This window comes from Bradyrhizobium zhengyangense, from assembly GCF_022012435.1.
In the GTDB taxonomy this organism is placed as follows: Bacteria; Pseudomonadota; Alphaproteobacteria; order Rhizobiales; family Xanthobacteraceae; genus Bradyrhizobium; species Bradyrhizobium zhengyangense.
Genome location: NZ_JAKLUA010000001.1, coordinates 56,920 through 73,702 on the forward strand (window position 1 = coordinate 56,920; position 16,783 = coordinate 73,702).

Sequence of the window (16,783 nt, forward strand, 5' to 3'; positions counted from 1 at the left end):
AGGCGCGTGACCATGCGCGCAGCAACCAGGTGTCGGGCGGTCTGAGCGTCACGTTCTGAACGCGTTTGGCGTAGCGCCCTGACGCTTTTGCGGTCGCAAGCTTCGCCGGCGATATCGGCGCGGTGCTGACGAGGCCAGATATTTCGACTATCCTTCAGTCTGTATCATCAAGGGCGGGCAGGGCCCACGAGGGGAGATCGATGAGCACAGTAAAAAGCGCCCTGGCTCAGAAGCGTGGCGCCCTGATCCATGTTCGTTCCAGCGACATGGTCGTCGAAGCCCTGCGCCAGATGCGCGACAACAAAGTGCGCTCGGTGCTGGTCATGGACGACGACGTCCTTGTCGGTATCGTGACCCAGGGTGACTGCGCCATCAAAGTGCTGCTGCCCGGGCTCGACGCGAAGCAGACGCCGGTGAGCCAGGTGATGACGGGCAACCCCGTCACGGTCAAGCCGGATGATCCACTGGAGGGCTGCATGGCAATGATGGCTCAGCGCGGTTTTCGCCATCTGCCGGTGCTCGACGCGGGCAAGGTCGTGGGCGTGATCTCGGTCGGAGACGTCGTCAAGAACATCATCCGGGATTTGGAGCACAACGTAGACGACCTGATGGGCTACATTATGAAGGACGGCCCCGGGGGCTAATAGACGAACCGAGCGGTGCCCATAGTCCATGACAACCGATTGCTGGGGCGCCCTGAGAGAACGTGATTGAAGTCCGATAGCGCCGCTCTGCGGACCAGACCTCAAATCAGCGCCATCGCAGTTCCTGCAGCGGCGCTGAAGGCGACCACGACCAGGGGAGGGGCGCGCCAGGCGACCAGCAGGACGAAGCCGACAAGGGCGATGCCGAAATCCCGTGGCGAATGCACGGTGGTGGTCCAGACCGGATTGTAGAGCGCCGCACCGAGCACGCCGACCACCGCGGCGTTGACGCCGCGCATCATGGCCTGGGCGCCTGCGCGCTTCCGGAACGAATCCCAGAACGGCAAGGCACCGAGCAGGACGAGGATCCCCGGCAGGAAGATGCCGACAAGGCCGAGCACCGCCCCGGCCACGCCATGCGGTTCCGGAGAGACCACCGCGCCGAGATACGCCGCAAAAGTGAAAAGCGGGCCCGGCACCGCCTGGGCTGCGCCGTAGCCGGCGAGGAAGGCATCGTCGGTCAACCAGCCCGGCGTGACGAAAGCTTCCCGGAGGAGCGGCAACACGACATGGCCGCCGCCGAACACGAGCGCGCCGGAGCGATAGAAGGCGTCGAACAGGGCGATGCCCGTCGAGCCGGTCAGGGCCTGGAGCGCAGGGAGACCTGCCAGAAGAACGAAGAATATCCCGAGGGTGACAAACCCTGCGGTACGTGACACCGGCATCTCCACATGCCCGGACGAGGCTTGCGCATCGCTACGGCACAGCCACAGACCGGCGAGCCCGCCAAGGACGATCGCGCCGATCTGGGCGATCGAAGCGGTACTGAACAGGATGATCAGTGCCGCCACGACGGCGATCGACGCACGCTCGCGATCCGGGCAGAGGTTGCGCGCCATGCCCCAGACGGCCTGCGCCACGATGGCGACCGCGGTGAGCTTCAGTCCGTGCAGCAGGCCGGCGCCGACCGGTCCGCCCAGCGCGCCGGCACCATAGGCGAACAGGACGAGGATAGCGGCCGACGGCAGGGTGAAGCCGGTCCAGGCGGCGAGCGCGCCGGGATAGCCGGCGCGCGTCAAGCCGATCGAGAAGCCGACCTGGCTGCTGGCCGGGCCAGGCAGGAACTGGCACAGCGCGACCAGATCGGCGTAGGCGTGCTCGTCGATCCACTTTCGCCGCACGACGAACTCGTCACGAAAGTAGCCGATGTGAGCGATCGGGCCGCCGAAGCAGGTCAGACCCAGCTTGAGGAAGATGCGCAGGACTTCCAGCGGCGAGCCTGCCGGGGATGCTTGACCGGCTGAGATGCCGGTCGATGGATTGAGCTTGCTTGTGGGCATTGAACCTCATGCGCCTTACCGGATCCTCGTAATTGGAACGAGGTCGATCGTTGTCAGTTGGTGCGCCGTCGCGCCGGACGCGTTTCGGGTCGGAGGCGCCACATTAGCAGCGAGGAGACTTGCCATGGCAAGTGCGGCAGATCGCGATCCCCGACACCATACGCAGAAGATGCAGAAGGCCTTGCACGATATAAGGAACCATCTGCGCGAAGATGTGCAGAAGGTGGACGAACCGCAGTTGAAGGCGATGTTCGAAACCTCCGCCGAGGTTCTGGGCGGGCTCGAGAAAGCCTTTAGGGATTACGAGCAGAAGAACGAAAAGGCCTGGCGCTGACAGGTCCTTGGCGCTGACAGGTCTCGGTGCTGGAGTATATCGGCCTTTTGCAACGGGCCGGAAGCGGCCGACAACACCCTCTGAAAGACTCAAGCGGCGTCCGCGACGCCGACGATACTCGCGGAAACTTCGGCCGTGCCTGGACATTGCGGGCGATCTCGGCGGTTGCAGCCCTTGATCGGAACCGGCTGGTCGGCGATGATCGTGGCGCCTCGCGTCCGTGACCTCTAGGAAATCTCATAGAAGATCCGTGATGCTGACACGTCGCGCATTTGCGATCGGTGCCGGAGCGGCCGCATCCGCGAGTCTGCTCGATCCGGGCTTCGGCCGTGGCGAGCCTGCTCGCGCGGTGACTCGCTTGCCGGTTCCGCAACTCATCGACGCCGCCATTCACCACAACGCGATCGGGCTTACGGTCTCAGCCGGCCACCACGAGTTCTACAAGGGAAAGCCCACCCGGACTTACGGCTATTCGGGGCCGATCCTCGGTCCTGTCCTTCGGTTCCGGCGGGGCGACCATGTCGAGATGAGTGTGCGCAACGAACTCGGCGTTGCGACCACGGTGCACTGGCACGGCTTGCTGGTCCCGGGTGATGTCGATGGAGGGCCTCAGCGCAAGATCGAGCCAGGCGCAACCTGGCGGCCCACACTGTCGATCGACCAGCCGGCAGCGACGCTCTGGTATCACCCTCATCCGCATCACGAGACGGGCCGGCAAGTCTACCTCGGTCTTGCGGGGCTGATCATTGTCGAGGACGGTCATGACCTGGGCCTACCCGATCAGTTCGGTGTGGATGATCTGCCCCTCACCATACAGGACCGGGTCATCGACGAGACGGACGGGTCGATCGGTTACGATCTCAGTGAACTTGACGTCGTGTATGGCGTCCGCGGTGATACGGTCATCGTCAATGGCGCGATTACACCAACGGCTCACGTGCCTGCAGGTTGGGTCCGGCCCCGGCTCCTGAACGGATCCAACGCCCGGAACTTCGAGTTGCGATTTCAGGACGGGCGCACCTTCCATGTCATCGCCTCAGACGGCGGCTTTCTCTCGCGGCCTGTGCCGATGTCGGTACTGCGCATTTCGCCAGCCGAGCGTTTCGAAATCTTGGTCGATTTCTCGGGTGGACAGCCCGTGGTTCTTGAAACGGGACCGGATCGGTCCATGGGTCTCTTTGGCGCCATCTCCGACGCGGGCACCGACGAATATGCTCCTGTCATGCGTTTCGAGGTTGGTTCTGCATCCGAGACGGCAGGGCGGCTGCCATCCCAGCTTGTCGAACCGGCGGCAATTGCTCCTGTTGAGGCGGTTCGGCGGCGGAGTTTCGTCCTTAACAACGGCGTGTGCGGTCAACGAACACGGATGAGCAATCATGATGGCATGCCGGCCTTGATTGGCATCAACGGGCGCACGCACGACCCAAACCGGATCGATGCGGAGACGAAGCTGGGAACGAGCGAAATCTGGGAAATCACTTCCGTCGGAATGGCGCATCCCTTCCACGTGCACGGTGCGTTGTTCCGGATTCTTTCCCTGGACGACAAATCGCCGCCCGATCATCTGAAAGGCTGGAAGGACGTCGTCTTGGTGGAAGGCAAGGCCGAACTCCTGGTCAAGTTCACGAAGCCGGCAGCCCGCGGATATCCCTTCATGTACCATTGCCACATCCTCGAACATGAAGATGCCGGCATGATGGGACAGTACGTCTGCACGTGAGCGCAGCCGGACTCGCCTGTCAGATCAATTTACGAAGGTCACGACCTGCCGAACGAGGTCGAGAAACGTCGTGGAGTGAATTCCTTGCTGGCGTTCATTCAATTCAACGACCCGAACGGCGACGAGACGCTTCTCCGGCACGATCACGATCAACTGTCCTCCGTAGCCGTTCGCAAAGATTGCGCCGCGTCCCCAGGTGCCGGCATCGAGAGTCCACCATAGATAGCCATAGCCGCGGTCTTTTCGATCGGTCTCTGAATAGGCCTTCGTCGACTCCGCCGTCCATTGCGACGGAACGACGGAAGCGTCATTCCATCGCCCCTTGTTGAGGAACAGCCAAAGCGTGCAAGATCCCGCGCGCTCATGCTGAACACATAGGCGCGATATCGCGACGAACCGTCTCCAACGAAAGTCCCGTCATGGGCCGTGAAATCCTGCATCCCGATGGGACGCGCGATGATGGGGCGGTGTCGTCGATTCTCAATTGTTCGAGCGTGCTTTCGAGCTTAATCTGACCGCGCTCGATGGCGATGCCGTAGAGAGCACTCAGGAAGCTCTTTCGAACGGAGCGAACATTGACCTTGCGGGCGATGTCGCCCGAGGTTGCGACCACGAGTCCGTCCTGCACGACCATGATTGCGGTCGGCTTGTATTTTCGCGCGTAGCTCTCGATAGCGCCTTGAACTGGCGACACCCGCGCCGCCTGCTTGGAATCCAGAGACTGCCATTCAGATCCGAGCTCGGCACTTGCCCACCCCGACCAGAACGGCAAGGTCGCGAGCAGCACAAGATACCGCATGACAATGGCCTCGCTCTGAGGGTGGTGGAGGATCGGAGAGGGAGGAGAGGAACCGCGGGTCGCTTCACCAACCCGGGCACGCACCCCGGGCCGGGTGCTCGCCGCCATGATGACATCCTACTCCTGTTTTGCCCGACGCGTCAAACTGGAGTTCGGAAATATCGCAATGTGTTCCGCGCCGAATTCCCCAATGATTTGTACTGTGCATGGGGTTGTTTTCGCGGCTTTGTCTTGCGGGCGGTCTACTCCGCCGTTTTTTCGCGCAAGCGCTGCGCATAGACGTTGATGATCAGGGCGGCCAGCAGGATCAGGCCGCGGATCAGGATCTTCAGGAAGCTGTCGATGTTGACGTGGTCGAGGCCATTGTTGAGCACGCCGAGCACGAACAGGCCGACGATGGTGTTGCCGATGCCGCCGCGCCCGCCGAACAGGCTGGTGCCGCCGACCACGACGGCGGCGATGGAGTCGAGCAGATAGGTGTCGAACTCGTTCTGCTGCGCGCTGCCGAAATGGGCGACGCCGAGCATGCCGCCGATGCCGGAGCACACCGCGGAGATGATCATCACGCTGCCCAAGATGAGCTTGACGTTGAGGCCGGAATATTCGGCCGCCTCGCGATTTCCCCCGACCATGTAGACGTAGCGGCCGAAGCGCGTGTAGGTCAGCACGAGGTGGCCGGCGAGCAGCATGATGGCGGCGACGATGACGATCCAGGGTATGCCGCCGATCGAGCCCGAGCCGAGGGTCGTGATCAGACTCGGGACCTTGTAGGCGATCTGGCCACGCACCAGGAGGGCCGAGATGCCGGCCGCGATCTGCATCATGGCCAGCGTCATGATGAAGGAGGGGATGCCGATGACCGTCAGCCCCAGCGCGTTGACGAGGCCGAGAGCCGCGCAGAGCAGGAGCGACAGGATGATCGCGATCGCGCCGGGCAGCGGGATGTTGGCGATGTTGACGTAGGACTCCTGCAGCGTGAAGTAGGCGACCGCGATGCCGGTGACGTTGGCGATGCCGGCAATCGAGAGGTCGATCTCGGCGCAGAGGATCACGAAGGTGAGGCCGACGGCGATGATGCCTGTGACCGACACCTGCGTCAGGATATTGCCGAGATTGTCGATGGTCGCGAAGGAGGGGCTGGCGACGGCGAAGAAGGCGGACAGGAAGATCAGCGTCAGGAACGGCGCGATGTTGCGCATCTGCGAGCGCAGGAAGGTCGCAACGCCGCGTGCGCGTTGGCTTGCTGCCGGTGCCGTCTCACTGCTCGCCATTGTGCTTCTCCGTCACGCCGCTTCCAGCAGGCGGTCCTTGCTGACCGGCTCGTTCTTGAATTCCCGCACCAACGCGCCGCGCTTGAGCACAAGGATGCGGTCGGCCAGCGACAGCACCGTTTCCGGCTCGGTCGACAGCACGATGATCGCGAGTCCCCTGGCGCGGAGGTCGCGGACGATGTTGATGACGTCGTTCTTGGCGCCGACATCCATGCCGCGGGTCGGCTCGCACAGCACGAGCAGCTTGGGCGGATAGGTCAGCCATTTTGCCAGCGCAACCTTCTGCTGGTTGCCGCCCGACAGCATGCCGAGATCGAGGCCGACCACCGGCGGCCTGATTTGCAGCTGCTCGACCTGGCGCTGGGCGATATCGCGCTCCTGCGCCGGCTTGAGCAGCAGCGACGAGATGCGGTCGAGGATGCTGATCGAGATGTTCTTGTAGACCGGCTCCTGGTGGAACAGCATCGCGCGCCGGCTCTCCGGCACCAGCGCGATGCCCGCGCGCCGCGCCGCCGCCGTGCTGGCGAAAGTCTTGGACGCGCCTTCGACGATCAGCGTGCCGGTGTCGGGCTTCAGCTTGCCGAACAGGATGCGCGACAGCTCCTGCTGGCCGCAGCCCATGAAGCCGTAGATGCCGAGCACCTCTCCGGCGCGGGCCTCGAAGGAGACGTCCTTGAGGCTGCGCGCCAGCGACAGCTGGTCGACCTTCAGCACGACCGAGCTGTCGCTCGGTTTCGGCAGCATCAGATCATCGGTGTAGCTGTGCTCGAGCGCCTCGCCGCCGCGGCCGATCATGGCCTCGATCAGCGCGCCCTTGGTGGTCGCAGCGCTTGCGGTCTCGGCGACCTTCCGCCCGTTGCGGAAGACAGTCACCGTGTCGGAGACGCGAAGAATGTCCTCGATGAAATGCGAGATGAAGACGATGGCCGTGCCTTCCTCGCGCAAGCGCCGCAGCGTCGTAAACAGCCGCTCGACCTCGGGCGGCGAGAGGGCGGAGGTCGGCTCGTCCAGGATGACGATGCGCGCGCCCGAGAACAGCACGCGGGCGATCTCGATCAGCTGCTGCAGCCCGATCGGCAGGTCGCCCAGTCTCGACATCGGATCGACATTGATGCCGAAGCGCGCGAGCTGCTCGCCCGCCTCGCGCGCCATGCGTCGCCATTGCACGAGGCCAAGGGCGTTGGTCGGCTGGTTGCCGAGGAAGACGTTCTCGGCGACCGTGAGGTCAGGGGCGACAGAGAGCTCCTGATGCACCATGGCGATGCCGGCGGCGTGCGCATCGCGCGCCGATCGGAAATGGGTCTCATGGCCGTCGATCAGGAAGCGGCCGGAGAATTCGGTGTGCACGCCGGCGATGATCTTCATCAGCGTGCTTTTTCCCGCGCCGTTCTCGCCGACGAGACCGTGGATCTCGCCGGGGAGAAGCGCGAAGTCGACACCACGAAGTGCCTCGACGCCGCCGAAGCTCTTCGTGATGCCCTGGAGTTCCAGGATGGGCTGTTGACCCTCAGGCATGCAAGATCAGATCTTGGGAGGATTTCAGATCAGGAAGTGATCCTGCATCCACTGCATGCCGGCGGCATTGGCCTTGGTCACGACAGGGCCGTCGGTCACGACGTTTTTGGGAATGCCCTGGCCGCTCTTCTCGCCGCCCGCCACCGCCGCGACGCCCGCAACGATCGCGCCGCCATGGATGCGGCAAGACGGATTGCGGACGGTCGCGTACATCCGGCCCTCGCTTACCGCCTGGATGGCCGGCGGCATGGCATCGACGCCACCGATCAGGATGTTGGTGCGGTTGTGCGCCTTCATGATGTTGGCGGCAGCAAGCGCCATGTCGTCGTTGTGGAAGAACGCCGCGTCGATCTGCGGGTACTTGGTCAGGTAGGTCTCCCAGAGCCGCGCGGTCTTGGAAACGTCCCAATCCGCCGGCTGGGTGTCGAGCACCTCGATCCCAGGGAATTGCTTCACCACCGAGTTAAAGCCCTTGGCGCGGCCTTGCGCGCCGGTATGGCCGAGCGCTCCTTGCGTCATGATGATCTTGCCCTTGCCGCCCATGGCGTTGCAGAGCGCCTGCGTCACCGAGGCGCCCATGAACTCGTTGTCGGGGGCGAGGAAGGAATGGACGTTGATTTGATCAAGAGGAGCAATCAGCGTGTCCATGTCGATGACGGGCGTGCCGGCGTCGATCATCTTCTGCACAGGCTGGGTGAGGGTGCCGATGCCGAAAGCCTGGATCGCGACGAAATCCCATTTCTGCGAGGCCATGTTGTCGATCGCAGCGCGCTGCTTCACCGCATCGAGCTGGCCGTCGAACCAGGTGACTTCGACATTGAACAGCTTGCCCCAGAATTCCGCGGCCTGCTTTCCCTGCGCGCACCAGGTGGCCTGAAGGCCTGCATTGGAGAACGCCGCCTTCAGCGGCTTCTCGCTTCGTCCCATTTCGGCTGCCAATGCTGGGTTTATGCCCATGCTGCCGAGGATGGCAGTCGCGGCGCCGGCGGTCGCAGCCGCCTGAAGAAGATCGCGCCTCGTCGTCGAGAAATCTTTCGTCCCGGACATCGCTCGCTCCCATATATCTTGTCGTCGGCGCGTCATTGGTTGCGCTACCGATCTGGAAAGTGTCTCACAAGAAGTGATGCCACTCAATGCGCAATCAATGGTGAGATTGTCACGGCAGCGTTGGTGCAGCGCAAAGCGTTACACTGCGCTGCCTACGAAGTCCTCGATCTCGACGAGGAAGGTGTCCCACGCTTGAGCAATGTTCGGTGACCATGCGCTGCCGAGCAACTCGCGCAACGTATCCCGGATGACGCCGAAGAAGGCGATGAACAGCTCGCGCGGCGTGCCATAGGCGTCATGCGAGGCGGCTTCGCAGGCGATCAGCCTGAAATGTCCACTGCGCTCGCCTGCGAAGTCGAGAATCGCCTCGATCGTCAACGCGAGCATCGATCCCATCACGAGCTCGCTCCCCTGTGTGCGGAACATCGTCCGCGTTTCTGGATGCTCTTCGAACAGCCGCTGGTAGACGAGGGGCGTGAAATCGGCGCAGCGCAAGGCTGCGAGCTCGAAGCTCTGTTCGATCGGATTGGGGGAGGTACTCATCGGCACATCAGCCGCGCAGATAAAAAAAGAGCGGGGCCCTAGCCCCGCTCAAAAATTGTGTCGACCCTATTATCCCCGATTCTAAGATTTGCTCTTGATTGACGGGGCGACGCTGCGTTTTGCGCGCCAGGGGCTCCTCCCGAGACTTGGACCACCAGACTTCGACCTCACGGCCAGCCTGAGCAAGAGGGATGCTAGATCAACTTTTCTCACTTGTCATCATTTTCGGCAACGATTGTTCAAAATTCGAGCAGTTGACGAAACGATCGGGCTGTAAGGGGCGTAAGTATATGACAAATATATGAATTTTGTAGATATGGCGGGGCGGTGCCGCTGCCTCAAATGCCGGATACCGCCCGGGCGGAGCCCTCCGAGGACATCCGTCGAGAAATTTGCGCCGCCCCAACGAGGCTGGCGATGTGATCTCGACTCGAGCCAAGCGTGGTGTTTAGTTAGCAGACGAACGAATGGTTCGGCGGATGCGCGCACGGCTGCAAAAATTCCTACCGGTTGTCCTGCTCGCTTTGGTGATGCAGGTGCTGGCGCCGATTGCCGCCTGCTGGGCGGCCGGCCAAGCCGTTGCCGATCCGGTTGGTGCCGGCATCATCTGCCACAGCGTCAGTGAGCAGGGCGCTCCGAATAACCAGGGTGGCTCGCCGATCGCCCATTCCGGTGCCTGCGCGCTGTGTTGCCTGGCGCAGGCCAACGCGTCGTTCGATTCGCCGCCGCATGCAGCGCTCTCCAGTCCCCTCCGTCACGCCGAACGCGTAGTGTGGCATGAGGCGGATGCATCCGTTCTCGTCGCTCACAAAGGCGCAAGCGCCCAAGCTCGGGGACCTCCCTCCATTTCCTGACCAGCCTTCATGATCGCAGCGGTCCATCCGCTGGCGATTGATGTTGTCGATTGGCCGGAGCGACAGCCGGCGTCAGGAATGCAACCATGTTACCTCGTCATGCCCGCTGCGGCGTGAGCGTCGTTGCCGTTCAGGCAGCGCTGCTCGCCGCGCCGAGTGGAACCTTTGCCCAGAGCAGTCCACGAGAACTGCCAAGAGAACTGCCAGCGGTGACCGTTGACGCGCCCGCAACGGCGAAACCCAGGCCGCGCAAGCCCACCGTACAAACTGCTGGTATCAGGAGAAATTCGGCCAAGCCGACGGTCGAGCGGCCGGCCTCGGTCGCCACAACCAATGAGCAAGGCACGGGCAGATCCCGGGCGTCACTCGATCAGCCGACGGCGGTGGCGCGCTATCAGCTGCCGCAACGCTCCTTCAGCATTACGGCCAAGGAGGCCGACGAGACCATCAATCTCAAGGACCCCGAAGACGCCGTCAAATACATGCCGAGCCTGTTCGTGCGAAAGCGCAACGACGGTGACAACCAGGCCGTCCTTGCGACCCGAAGCTGGGGCCTGAACTCGAGTGCGCGAACGCTGATCTATTACGATGACCTGCTGATCTCGGCCCTGATCGGCAACAACAACTCCGGCGCCTCGCCGAAGTGGAATCTCATCTCGCCTGAGGCGATCGGGCGGATCGATTTCCTCAATGGACCGTTCGCAGCTGCCTATCCCGGCAATTCCATCGGCGGTGTCCTGCTGATCACGTCGAAGATGCCGGACAAACCGTTTGCGGTGGCGAAGGAAACCGTCTCGGTGATGCCGTGGAATCAATACGGCACCAAGGACACCTATGTGACCAGCCAGACGAGCACCGCTGCGGGCAATCGCGACGGCAAGCTGTCCTGGCTCGGCAGCGCGAACTATCTCGACAGCTACCAGCAGCCGCTGACCTACACGACGAACGCCACATTCCCCGCCGGTACGACTGGCGGCTTTGCAGCCCTCAACAAGACCGGAGGCGTCGCCAACGTCGTGGGCACGGGCACGTTGGCGCATTCGCAGCAGACATCCGGCAATCTGCGACTCGCCTACGACATAACGCCGCTGGTGCAGGCGACATACTCGCTCGGCATCTGGAATAACCACCAGACCTCCGATCCGCAGACCTATCTCAGATCAGCAGCGACAGGTTTGCCGACGTTTGGCGGCGTCAGCAGCTTCGCCAGCAGCAAGTATACCTGGGACCAGCTCCACATGAGCAACGCCGTCGCGCTCAAGAGCGACACCAAGGGCGTTTTCGACTTCGACCTCGCTGCCTCAAGCTACAACTACCTCCAGGACACCCAGGTCAATCCCTTTACCGTCGTGCCGTCGCCTGGCCTCGGCTATTCGCTCAATGGCAAGGTAACGCGGATGGATGGGACAAACTGGCAGAACGCCGACGCCAAGGGCATCTGGCGCCCGTTCGGCGGCGATGGTCCGCACGAGATCAGCTTTGGCGCTCATGGCGACCGCTATCGGCTGGAGAACCCCGTCTATGCCTCGACCGTCTGGTTCAATGCGTCCTCGACAGGGAATGGCCAGGTCTATTCGACCGGTGTCGGCGAGACGCGCACCGAAGCGCTCTGGCTACAGGACGCCTGGAAGATCAATCCGCTCGTCAAGCTGACACTCGGAGGACGGCTGGAGAGCTGGCAGGCGGTGGAAGGCTTCAATCTCAACACCACGACGACGGGCGCTGGCGTCATCACATCGGCGGTGCCGACATGGCAACCGGGGCTGTCCTCAACCAATTTCTCACCGAAGGCGTCGCTTTCGTTCGATCCCACCAAGGACTGGAACGTGACCGCCAATTTCGGCGAGGCCTACCGCTATCCGACGGTGACCGAGCTCTATCAGAATATCAGCGTCGGCGGCGTCACCTATCTCGCCAATCCGCTGCTATCACCGGAGCAGGATTTCACCGGCGAGCTCAATCTCGAACGGCGCTGGGTCGACGGGCGTGTACGGCTTTCCGTGTTCGGCGAGCGGACCAACAACGCGCTGATCTCGCAATCGACCACCGTGACGGACGCAAGTGGGGCGCAGTCGGTTCAGACGGCCGTCAGCAACGTCGGCGCTGTTCGCATGAACGGCGTTGAACTGTCGGCTGACAAGGACAACGTGCTCGTGAGCGGCCTGCAAGTTTTTGGCAGCGTCACTTATGTCGATTCCAGGATCATCTCCGATCCGAACTGGAAGGGCCCGACCGGCGTGGTCGGCAAGCGCGTGCCTTTCGTGCCCGACTGGCGCGCCAAGTTCGGCGTCACCTATCGGCCGAACGAGAGCTGGGCCTACACGGTCGCGGCGCGCTATAGTGGCAAGCAGTATTCAACATTGGACAACACCGACAGCGTGTCGCACGTCTACGGCGCCTTCGATAACTTTTTCGTTGTGGACTTGAAGATCCATTACAACGCGACGAAGAATTTCGCGTTCGACTTCGGCATCGATAATCTGTTGAACGAGCAATATTTCCTCTTCCATCCGTTCCCGGGACGAACTTTCGTTCTCGCCGGCAAGTATACGTTCTGACGGATGGGGTACTCTCTCGACGGCGACAAGAAAGGCAATCGACATGAACAAGCTCTCAACTCTCTTCGCGTTCGCGGCTCTCTCAGCCGTCGTGATCGCGGCTCCCGTCCGCGCCGACGACGTCAAGGCTGGCGACCTCGTCATTTCGCAGGCCTGGAGCCGGGCTACGCCTGGAGGCGCCAAGGTCGCCGGAGGTTTCCTGACCATCGAAAACAAAGGCACGGCGCCCGACAAGCTCATCGCCGTGTCCGCTGAGATCGCCGGCAAGGCCGAGGTCCACGAGATGGCGATGGACAATGGCGTGATGAAGATGCGCCCGCTGGACAAGGGCCTCGTCATCGAGCCCGGCAAGACCGTGAAGCTTGCGCCCGGCGGCAACCATCTGATGCTCCAGGACCTGAAGGGCCCCTTCAAGCAGGGCGATAAGGTGCCGGTTACGCTCGAGTTCGAGAAGGCCGGCAAGGTCTCCGTCTCGCTCGACGTCCAGGGCGTCGGCGCGCAGGCGCCAGGCGGTGGTGGCATGATGATGAAGAAGATGCCCGATCATTCGGGAATGAAAATGTAACAGACGTGATCTAACGTCCGGGAGATAGAGCATGTCAAAGACACCCTGGCTGATCCTGATGGCTACGCTTGCCGCATCGCCTGCGGCGGCCCACGTCTATCTGGAAGGCAAGCAGGCCACGGTCGGCGGGTCCTACAAGGCCGTCTTCGCCGTGCCGCACGGCTGTTCCGGTTCGCCGACGGTCAAGATCCGCGTGCAGATTCCCGAAGGCGTGATCGCCGTGAAGCCGATGCCGAAGGCCGGCTGGAACGTCGATGTCGTCGAGGGGCAGTATGCCAGCGCATACGACTATCACGGCAATAAGCTGACCTCGGGCGTAAAGGAAGTTGTCTGGTCCGGCGGCAAGCTGCCGGATCACAATTACGACGAGTTCGTCGTCAGCAGCTTCCTCACCGACAGCCTGAAGCCGAACACCACGCTCTATTTCCCGGTGGTGCAGGAATGCGAGAAGGGTGTCAGCCGCTGGATCGAAATCCCGGCGGAGGGCGCAGCGCATTCGCGTGAAGACAAGTCGCCGGCGCCTGGCGTGAAACTGCTGCCCAAGCCGTAATGCGTCTTCTCGCCGCGCTCGTCACGCTGCTCATCCTCGTCGGCACCTCGACCGGCGCGTCAGCGCATGCGGCGCTGATTTCGGTCGAGCCGGCGAGCGGCAGTGTCCTTGCGAGCGCGCCAAAGGCGGTGGAATTTCGCTTCAACGAGGCGGTGACGCCAGGCGCGATCCAGTTGATCGACGGCGCGGGCAGGGCGCGCGATGACGCACGCGTCACGACATCGGGCGCGGGCATTTCCGTTGCGATGCCGCCGGACCTGCCGCAGGGCACGGCGGTCGTGAGCTACCGTGTGATCTCGCAGGACGGCCACCCTGTGGCGGGATCGGTGATCTTTTCCGTCGGCGCGCCGACGGCCACACAGCCTCTGCCCAATGCCGACGGCCGGTTGGACGTGTTGATCTGGCTGTCGCGGATCGGTCTCTATCTCGGACTGTTCGTCGGCGTCGGCGGCGTGTTCTTTGGCCGCTGGATCGCGTGGTCGATGACGGGCATGGGCATGCCGCGCGCGACGCTGCTCATCGGCATCCCGAGCGCGGTCGTATCTCTTGGCGTGCTGGGCCTCGATCTCCTCGGCCTGCCGTTGGCAGCTGTTGTGACGACGGCGCCTTGGAGCATCGCATTCGCGACCAGTGCCGGCCCCGCCTTGCTCGTCGCCATGGCGGCGATGCTGCTAGCGCTGATGGCGCTGAGCCGGGCTTGGTACGCGCGCGTGTTTGCCGCCATCGCGTTGGCCGGCGTCGGCCTGTCGCTCGCGATGACCGGCCACGCGGCAACGGCGTCGCCCGAGGTGCTGACGCGACCGGCGGTCTTCGTCCATGGCCTCGCTGTCGCTTTCTGGATCGGCGCATTGGCCCCGCTGGCTGCGCTGGTCTCGAAGCCGACGCCGGCCGCGCTACCGCTCCTGAACCGCTTCTCGCGCATCGCCATGCCGGTGGTCGTGGCGCTGGCTCTGACCGGGCTTACGCTTGCGATCATCCAACTCGAAAAGCCGTCGGCACTGATAGAAACCACTTACGGCCTCATTCTGTCGGTCAAGCTGGCGCTGGTCCTGTCCTTGTTGGTGCTAGCTGCGCTCAATCGCTATCGATGGACGCCAGCGCTGGCGAAAGACCGCGGGGCCGCATCCGCGCTCAAACGTTCGATCCTGCTGGAGTGCGGGGCTGCGTTCGGTATCTTCGCCATCGTCGCTGGCTGGCGCTTCACGCCGCCGCCGCGGACCATCGTGCCGGAGACGCCGCTCGCGATCCACATCCACAGCGACAAGGCGATGTTCCAGGTGCTGGTTTCCCCGGGCAAAGCCGGCATGGACGATTTCGTGCTCCAACTCATGACCGGCGAGGCGACGCCGCTGAAGGCCAAGGAGGCGACGCTGACGCTGAGCCTGCCGGAGCGCGGGATCGAGCCGATGGAGCGTAACGCCGAGCTCGGGCCCGACGGCTATTGGCACGTGCGCAAGGTCGAATTGCCCTTCGCCGGCCGCTGGCATGCGCGGATCGACGCGCTGGTGACCGATTTCGAGAAGATCACCCTTGAGGACGACCTCGAGGTCGCGCCGCCCTAGCTTCGACACGGTTCAACTCGAACCTTAAGGCAACGGAAAAATGACAGGAATTCCGCCGCGTTAGCGGCTTTTCCTCATTCCCGGTCTTGTTTTTTCGCTCCCAATCCGGTTTCACTGCAACCCCTCACTGATTCCCAGAGTATTGCCATGCGGTTGTCGCGGTTCTTTCTGCCCATCCTGAAGGAAAATCCGAAAGAGGCGGAGATCGTCTCGCATCGGCTGATGCTGCGCGCTGGCATGATCCGGCAGGAGGCGGCCGGTATCTACGCCTGGCTGCCGCTCGGTTTCCGGGTGCTGAAGAAGATCGAGCAGATCGTGCGCGAGGAGCAGGACCGCTCCGGCGCGCTGGAACTGCTGATGCCCACGCTCCAGCTCGCCGACCTCTGGCGCGAGAGCGGCCGCTATGACGCCTATGGTCCGGAGATGCTGCGCATCGCTGACCGCCACAAACGCGAACTGCTGTATGGGCCGACCAACGAGGAAATGATCACCGAGATCTTCCGCGCCTACGTGAAGTCCTACAAGAACCTGCCGCTGAATCTCTATCATATTCAATGGAAATTCCGCGACGAGCAGCGTCCGCGCTTCGGCGTGATGCGCGGCCGCGAGTTCCTGATGAAGGACGCCTATTCCTTCGATCTCAACGAGGCCGCGGCACGTGTCGCCTACAACAAGATGTTCGTCGCCTATTTGCGCACCTTTGCGCGGATGGGGCTGAAGGCGATCCCGATGCGCGCAGAAACCGGCCCGATCGGCGGCGATCTCAGCCACGAGTTCATCGTGCTCGCTGAGACCGGCGAATCCGGCGTTTTCATCAATCGCGACGTGTTGGACCTGCCGGTGCCGGGCGAGGACGTCGACTATGACGGCGATCTGACGCCGATCATCAAGCAATGGACCTCGGTCTATGCCGCGACGGAAGACGTCCACGATCCCGCGCGGTTCGAACAGGAGGTGCCGGCCGAGAAGCGCGTGAACACCCGCGGCATCGAGGTCGGTCAGATCTTCTATTTCGGCACCAAGTACTCCGAGCCGATGAAGGCGATGGTGGCGGGCCCCGACGGCGTCGACGTGCCGATCCACGGCGGGTCCTACGGCGTCGGTGTCTCGCGCCTGCTTGGCGCCATCATCGAGGCCTGCCATGACGATGCTGGCATCAAATGGCCGGAGGCGGTGGCGCCGTTCCGCGTCGCGATTCTCAACCTCAAGCAGGGCGACGCGGCCGTCGATGGCGCCTGCGAGAAGCTCTATGCCGAGCTCACCACCAAGGGCGTCGATGTGCTCTACGACGACACCGACCAGCGTGCCGGCGCCAAATTCGCCGCCGCCGACCTGATTGGTATCCCCTGGCAGATCATGATCGGGCCGAAGGGGCTGGCCGACGGCAAAGTCGAGATCAAGAAGCGCAGTGACGGCGCCCGCGAGACGATGTCGCCTGCGGACGCGGTCGCGCGCCTGGTCGGCTGAATATTGTTCATCGC

General features: G+C 63.0%; 15 protein-coding genes and 1 pseudogene. 9 read left to right on the forward strand and 7 right to left on the reverse strand.

Annotated elements, in window-relative coordinates; genetic code table 11:
* The first annotated feature begins 200 nt into the window (after window positions 1–200).
* The gene (locus tag L6637_RS00300; RefSeq protein ID WP_237861923.1) at window positions 201–644 is read left to right on the forward strand and encodes a CBS domain-containing protein; all 444 of its coding nucleotides are present in this window, start codon (window positions 201–203) and stop codon (window positions 642–644) included.
* Between the two features lie 101 nt (window positions 645–745).
* Here L6637_RS00300 and chrA read toward each other — a convergent pair whose 3' ends face one another.
* A complete protein-coding gene (gene chrA / locus L6637_RS00305) occupies window positions 746–1,984 on the reverse strand; it encodes a chromate efflux transporter (protein WP_237868776.1) in 1,239 nt (412 codons plus the stop codon).
* 124 nt (window positions 1,985–2,108) lie between these two features.
* Here chrA and L6637_RS00310 point away from each other — a divergent pair, with 124 nt between their 5' ends.
* Both L6637_RS00310 and L6637_RS00315 read left to right on the forward strand, forming a co-directional pair.
* A complete protein-coding gene (locus tag L6637_RS00310; protein WP_092290850.1) occupies window positions 2,109–2,318 on the forward strand; it encodes a hypothetical protein in 210 nt (69 codons plus the stop codon).
* 427 nt (window positions 2,319–2,745) lie between these two features.
* Window positions 2,746–4,038, forward strand: a pseudogene (locus L6637_RS00315) (multicopper oxidase domain-containing protein); the annotation flags it as partial.
* A gap of 24 nt (window positions 4,039–4,062) precedes the next feature.
* On the opposite strand, the gene L6637_RS42360 reads toward L6637_RS00315, so the two are convergent.
* The 6 genes from L6637_RS42360 to L6637_RS00340 form a co-directional block, all read right to left on the reverse strand.
* Window positions 4,063–4,191, reverse strand: coding sequence for a hypothetical protein (locus tag L6637_RS42360; RefSeq protein WP_276575716.1), 129 nt, complete (start codon window positions 4,189–4,191; stop codon window positions 4,063–4,065).
* Window positions 4,192–4,399: 208 nt separating this feature from the next.
* On the reverse strand, window positions 4,400–4,945 hold the full coding sequence (locus L6637_RS00320; RefSeq protein ID WP_237868779.1) for a serine hydrolase domain-containing protein: 546 nt from the start codon (window positions 4,943–4,945) through the stop codon (window positions 4,400–4,402).
* A 134-nt stretch (window positions 4,946–5,079) separates the two neighbouring features.
* Window positions 5,080–6,108: an ABC transporter permease gene (locus L6637_RS00325; protein WP_237861936.1), complete on the reverse strand. Its 1,029-nt coding sequence runs from the start codon at window positions 6,106–6,108 to the stop codon at window positions 5,080–5,082.
* 12 nt (window positions 6,109–6,120) lie between these two features.
* Window positions 6,121–7,623 carry a sugar ABC transporter ATP-binding protein gene (locus L6637_RS00330; protein WP_237868780.1) on the reverse strand — a complete coding sequence of 501 codons (1,503 nt, stop codon included), beginning with the start codon at window positions 7,621–7,623 and terminating at the stop codon, window positions 6,121–6,123.
* A gap of 24 nt (window positions 7,624–7,647) precedes the next feature.
* Window positions 7,648–8,670, reverse strand: a complete 1,023-nt coding sequence (locus L6637_RS00335; protein WP_237861940.1) for a sugar ABC transporter substrate-binding protein — start codon at window positions 8,668–8,670, stop codon at window positions 7,648–7,650.
* A gap of 138 nt (window positions 8,671–8,808) precedes the next feature.
* A complete protein-coding gene (locus L6637_RS00340) occupies window positions 8,809–9,213 on the reverse strand; it encodes a globin (RefSeq protein WP_237861942.1) in 405 nt (134 codons plus the stop codon).
* A gap of 479 nt (window positions 9,214–9,692) precedes the next feature.
* On the opposite strand from L6637_RS00340, the gene L6637_RS00345 reads away from it, so the two are divergent.
* The 6 genes from L6637_RS00345 to proS all read left to right on the forward strand — a co-directional run bounded on the left by L6637_RS00345 (window position 9,693) and on the right by proS (window position 16,769).
* Complete coding sequence (locus L6637_RS00345; RefSeq protein WP_237861944.1) at window positions 9,693–10,067, forward strand: DUF2946 family protein; 375 nt, start codon at window positions 9,693–9,695, stop codon at window positions 10,065–10,067.
* A gap of 209 nt (window positions 10,068–10,276) precedes the next feature.
* Window positions 10,277–12,625, forward strand: a complete 2,349-nt coding sequence (locus tag L6637_RS00350; protein WP_237868781.1) for a TonB-dependent receptor — start codon at window positions 10,277–10,279, stop codon at window positions 12,623–12,625.
* Between the two features lie 43 nt (window positions 12,626–12,668).
* The gene (locus L6637_RS00355) at window positions 12,669–13,190 is read left to right on the forward strand and encodes a copper chaperone PCu(A)C (protein ID WP_237861947.1); all 522 of its coding nucleotides are present in this window, start codon (window positions 12,669–12,671) and stop codon (window positions 13,188–13,190) included.
* Window positions 13,191–13,221: 31 nt separating this feature from the next.
* Window positions 13,222–13,740 (forward strand): YcnI family copper-binding membrane protein, encoded by a 519-nt coding sequence (locus L6637_RS00360; RefSeq protein WP_237861950.1) that lies wholly within the window; start codon window positions 13,222–13,224, stop codon window positions 13,738–13,740.
* Window positions 13,740–15,302 (forward strand): copper resistance CopC/CopD family protein, encoded by a 1,563-nt coding sequence (locus L6637_RS00365; RefSeq protein ID WP_237861952.1) that lies wholly within the window; start codon window positions 13,740–13,742, stop codon window positions 15,300–15,302. The genes L6637_RS00360 and L6637_RS00365 overlap by 1 nt, the downstream gene beginning before the upstream one ends.
* Window positions 15,303–15,449: 147 nt before the next feature.
* Window positions 15,450–16,769, forward strand: a complete 1,320-nt coding sequence (gene proS, locus L6637_RS00370) for a proline--tRNA ligase (protein WP_237861954.1) — start codon at window positions 15,450–15,452, stop codon at window positions 16,767–16,769.
* The last annotated feature ends 14 nt before the right edge of the window (window positions 16,770–16,783 follow it).